The following is a 5175-nucleotide window of genomic DNA, read 5'->3' on the forward strand; positions in this document are numbered from 1 at the left end:
CGTGCTGACCACCGCGGTCGCCGCCTTGCTCGATGTGCACGCGATGCTGCGTGCCCGTACCGATCTGTCGGATCCGGCGAACCCCCGTCTCGTCGTCCCCGAACGCGGCGCTCTCGACGCCGCCCGTCTCGTCACCCGTATCGACGCAGCCGGCACCTCCGACCTCGACGCGCTCGCCGCCCGTGAGGCCCGCGCCGCCGTCAACCGCCTCGCCCCCGCCGACGGGATCATGCTCCACACCGTCTGGCTGGACGCCGGGCCCTCCCGCACCGGACGACTCGTCCTGGTCGCCCACCACCTGGTGGTCGACGGCATGTCCTGGCGCATCCTCCTGCCCGACCTCCAAGCCGCCTGCACCTCCCTGACCGAAGGCCGCCAGCCCACCCTCGACCCCGTACCCACCCCCTTCCGGCACTGGGCCCACGAACTCCTCACCCAGGCAACAACCGACAACCGCACCGCCGAACTCCCCACCTGGACCCACCTCCTCGACACCCCCGAACCACCCATCGGCCACCGCCCCCTCGACCCCACCACCGACACCGCGGCGACGATGCGTTCGCACACCTGGACCGTGCCCGCCGGCCAAGCGGCGACGCTGACCGGTCGCACACCCGCCGTCTTCCACACCGGGGTGCACGAGGTGCTGCTCGCCACCCTCGCCGGGGCCGTCCTCCACGGGCGGCCGGGGACGACGGACCGCGGCGTGCTGGTCGACGTCGAGGGACACGGCCGCCTGCCCGCAGGGGGCATGGACGTGTCCCGTACGGTCGGCTGGTTCACCGCGGTGCACCCGCTGCGCCTCGACGCCTCCGGCATCGACCTCCGCGAGGCGTGCGCCGGGGGACCGGCGGCCGGTGCGCTGCTCAAAGCGGTCAAGGAGCAGGCGCAGGCCGTGCCCGGTGACGGTCTCGGCCACGGGCTGCTGCGCCATCTCAACCCGCAGACCGCCGAGGCCATGGCCGCCCTGCCGCATCCGCAGATCGGCTTCAACTACCTCGGCCGCTTCCCCGCCGCGTCGCCGGCCGGAGACCCGGAGCCGTGGCAGCCGGCCGGGGAGACCGCCGTCGGCGGCTCCGTCGCCCCCGACACGCCCGTGGCGCACGCGCTGGAGGCGAACGCCGTGGTCCGCGACACCCCTGACGGTCCCGAGCTGACCCTGACCCTCAGCCGGCCCACCGGGCTCCTCGGTGCCGAGGAGACGGAACGACTGGGCACCGCCTGGCTTGACCTGCTCGCCGGGCTCGCCGCGCACACCGGGGACCCCGCGGCCGGGGGGCACACCCCCTCCGACTTCGCGCTGCTCGACCTCCGCCAGGACGAGGTCGACGAGTTCGAAGCCGATCCCGCCGACGACGACCTTCTGTGACACCCGCCGGACAAACCCGCAGACGCCACCGCACCCGAAGACCCCAGAGCCGAACCGAACGTCCCAGCCGCAGCCAGCGATCCGCCGTGAGGAGACAGAGCGATGACCCGATCCGCCGTCGAGGACGTGTGGCCGCTGTCGCCGCTGCAGGAGGGCCTGCTGTTCCACGCCGCCTTCGATGCGGAAGGCCCGGACGTCTACCAGGGCCAGCGGCTGCTGGAGCTGGTCGGACCCGTGGACCCGGACCGGCTGCGGGCGTCGTGGGAGGCGCTGCTGGAGCGGCACGCCGCGCTGCGCGCGAGCTTCCGGCGGCGTAAGTCGGGCGAGGCGGTCCAGGTCATCGTGCGCGACGTGACGCTGCCGTGGGAAGTGGCGGACGTCTCCGACCTGCCGGAGGCCGACGCGTCGGCCGAAGCGGAGCGGCTGGCGGCCCAGGCGCGCGCGGAGCGCTTCGACCCGGCCGCCGCACCGTTGCTGCGGCTGCTCCTCATCCGGCTCGGTGCCGAGCGCCACCGCCTGGTCGTCACCAGCCACCACGTCCTCATGGACGGCTGGTCGATGCCGGTGCTGCTCGGCGAGCTGCGGGCGGTGTACGCGGCGGGCGGTGACACCCGCGGGCTGCCGCCGGTCACCTCGTACCGGGAGTATCTGGCGTGGCTGCGCCGGCAGGACAAGGACGCCGCGCGGGCCGCCTGGCGCACGGAGCTGGCCGGAGCCGAGGAACCGACGCTCGTGGCACCCGCCGACGCGGGCCGGCGGCCGGTCGCGCCGGAGAGCCTGATCGCCGAGATTCCGCAGGAGCTGTACGCGGGCCTGGTCGCGCTCGCCCGCGCCCGCGGCCTGACGCTCAACACGGTGGTGCAGGGCGCGTGGGCGCTGGTGCTGGCGAGGCTTGCGGGGCGTACGGACGTGGTGTTCGGTGCCACCGCCTCCGGCCGGCCGCCGGAGCTGCCGGGTGTCGAGTCGATGGTCGGCCTGTTCCTCAACACCCTGCCCGTGCGAGTCCGGCTCGACGGCGCGCAGCCGGTGGCCGGGATGCTCGCCGACCTCCAGGACCGGCAGTCCGCGCTCGTCGCGCACCAGCATGTGGGCCTGCCCGAGGTGCAGCGGCTCGCCGGTGCCGGCGGTGCCTTCGACACCATCGTCGTCTACGAGAACTACCCCCTGCCGCCCGAAGAGGCACCCGCCCCCGATGCCTTCGCGATGCGTATGGCCGGCGGCCGGGAAGCGGCGCACTACCCCCTGACGCTCGTCGCCGCCCCCGGCGAGCAGATGAGCTTCAAGCTCGACTACCGCCCGGACCTGTTCGACCGCGCCGCGGCGCGGACGGTCTTCGAGCGGCTGGTACGGGTGCTGGAGCAGATCGCCGCGGATCCCGCCGTGCCCGTGGGCCGGATCGACATGGCCGCCGCCGCCGACCGGGCGCGCGTGGTGGAGGAGTGGAACGCCACCGCGGAGCCGCTGCCGGGCGCTTCGGTACCGGAACTGTTCGCCGACCACGTCCGGCGGTCACCGGGCGCGCCCGCCGTCACCGACGGGCCGCGGACGCTGTCGTACGGGGAACTCGACGACGTCTCCGGGCGGTTCGCGGCGCATCTGACCGACGCCGGGGTGCGCCGTGGCGACCGGGTCGCCGTCGTCATGGAGCGGTCGGCCGACCTGCTCGTGGCGCTGCTCGGCACCTGGAAGGCCGGCGCGGCGTACGTGCCGGTGGACCCCGGCTATCCCGCGGAGCGGGTGGCGTTCCTCCTGGCCGACTCCGCCCCCGCGGCCGTGGTGTGCACGCGGCGGACGCGGGCGGCCGTTCCCGCCGGCGCCGCCGGGCTCGTCGTCCTCGACGACCCGTCGACCGCGGACGCCGTCGCCGCCCGCACGGCCGCGGTCCCCGTGCCGGTGGCCGCCGCGGACGTGGCGTACCTGATGTACACCTCCGGCTCGACGGGGACGCCGAAGGGCGTGGCCGTGCCGCACGGTGCCGTGGTGGTGCTGGCCGCCGAGCGCGGCTGGGCCGCGGGGCCGGGCGAGGCGGTGCTGATGCATGCGCCGCACGCGTTCGACATTTCGCTGTACGAGGTGTGGGTGCCGCTCGCCGCCGGCGGCCGGGTCGTCATCGCCGAGCCGGGCGTGGTCGACGCGGAGCGGGTGCGCCGGGCGGTGGCCGGCGCAAGCGTGAGCAGACTGCACGTCACCGCCGGGCTGTTCCGGGTGCTCGCCGCGGAGTCCCCCGAGTGCTTCGCCGGCCTGCGTGAAGTACTCACCGGCGGCGACGTGGTGTCCGCCGCGGCGGTGGCGCGGGTCCGCGAGGCGTGCCCCGGCCTGCGCGTACGGCACCTTTACGGGCCCACAGAGATCACCCTGTGCGCCACGTGGCATGCGCTGCGTCCCGGCGACACGACGGGCGCCGTGCTGCCCATCGGCCGGCCGATGGCAAACCGGCGGGTGTACGTCCTTGATCCGTTCCTGCAGCCGGTGCCGCCCGGCGTCGTGGGCGAGCTGTACGTCGCCGGGCCCGGCCTCGCCCGCGGCTACGCGGGGAGCCCGGGACTGACCGCCGGGCGGTTCGTGGCCTGCCCGTTCGACACCGGCGGGCGGATGTACCGCACCGGGGACCTGGCGCGCTGGACGGACGGCGGTCTGCTGCACTTCGCGGGCCGCGCCGACGAGCAGGTGAAGATCCGCGGCTACCGCGTCGAGCCGGGCGAGGTGGAGTCCGTGCTCGCCGCCCACGAGGACGTCGCGCAGGCCGTGGTCGTGGCGCGCGAGGACAGGCCGGGCGAGAAGCGGCTCATCGGCTACGTCGTGCCCGCCGGGCGGGCCGTCGAGGCGGACGATATGCGCGGGCACGTCGCCGCCGCGCTGCCGGAGTACATGGTTCCGGCCGCGGTGGTGGTGCTGGACGAGCTGCCGCTGACGGTCAACGGCAAAGTCGACTGGGCGGCGCTGCCCGCCCCCGGCTTCGCCGGGCGCGCGACCGGACGGGCGCCGGCGGGCGCTGCGGAGGAGGCGCTGAGCGCGCTGTTCGCCGAGGTGCTGGGGCTGGAGCGGGCGGGAGCGGACGACGACTTCTTCGCCCTGGGCGGCGACTCCATCACCTCGATGCAGCTCGCGTCGCGCGCGCGGCGCGCAGGGTATGTGCTGACGCCGCGGCAGGTGTTCGAGGAGAGAACCCCGGAGAGGCTCGCGCTGGTCGCCGGGTCGGCGCGGCGCCGCCCGGCGGCCCGGGACGAGGGCGTCGGCGAGGTGCCGTGGACGCCGGTCATGCGGCGGCTGGGCGAACGGGCCGCAGCGCCCCGGTTCGCGCAGTGGACGGTCGTCGGCGCGCCCGCGGGCCTGGGACTCGAGGCCCTGACGGAAGGGCTCGGCGCGGTGCTCGACGCGCACGACATGCTGCGGGCCCGCACCGACCTGACGGATGCGGCGAACCCGCGGCTGAGGGTCGGCAAGCGGGGCTCGGTCGACCCGGCCCCGCTCGTCACCCGTATCGACGCGACCGACGAGGACGCCCCCGGCGGCGTCGGCCCGGCCGGCGCTGACGGTCTCGACGCACTTGCGGAACGCGAGGCGATCGCGGCGGCCGGGCGGCTGGACCCGGAGGCCGGAGTCGTGGTGCAGGCCGTCTGGCTGGATGCGGGCCCGTCCCGGGTCGGGCGGATCGCTCTTGTGGTCCATCACCTCGTGGTCGACGGCGTGTCGTGGCGGATCCTGCTGCCCGACCTGCGGGCCGCCTGCGAGGCGGTGGGCGAGGGGCGCAAGCCGGAGCTGGAGCCGGTGGCGACGTCGTTCCGGCGCTGGTCGCGGGAGCTGGC

General features: G+C 75.5%; 2 protein-coding genes. Both read left to right on the forward strand.

Going from position 1 to position 5175, the window contains the following annotated elements:
- Nucleotides 1–1369 (forward strand): condensation domain-containing protein (locus I003_RS33680; protein WP_037722080.1); only part of this gene is annotated, 1369 nt, incomplete at its 5' end.
- 102 nt (nucleotides 1370–1471) lie between these two features.
- The coding region (locus tag I003_RS0128740) for a non-ribosomal peptide synthetase (RefSeq protein WP_027774624.1) at nucleotides 1472–5175 on the forward strand (3704 nt) is incomplete at its 3' end.

This window comes from Streptomyces sp. CNQ329 (assembly GCF_000482585.1).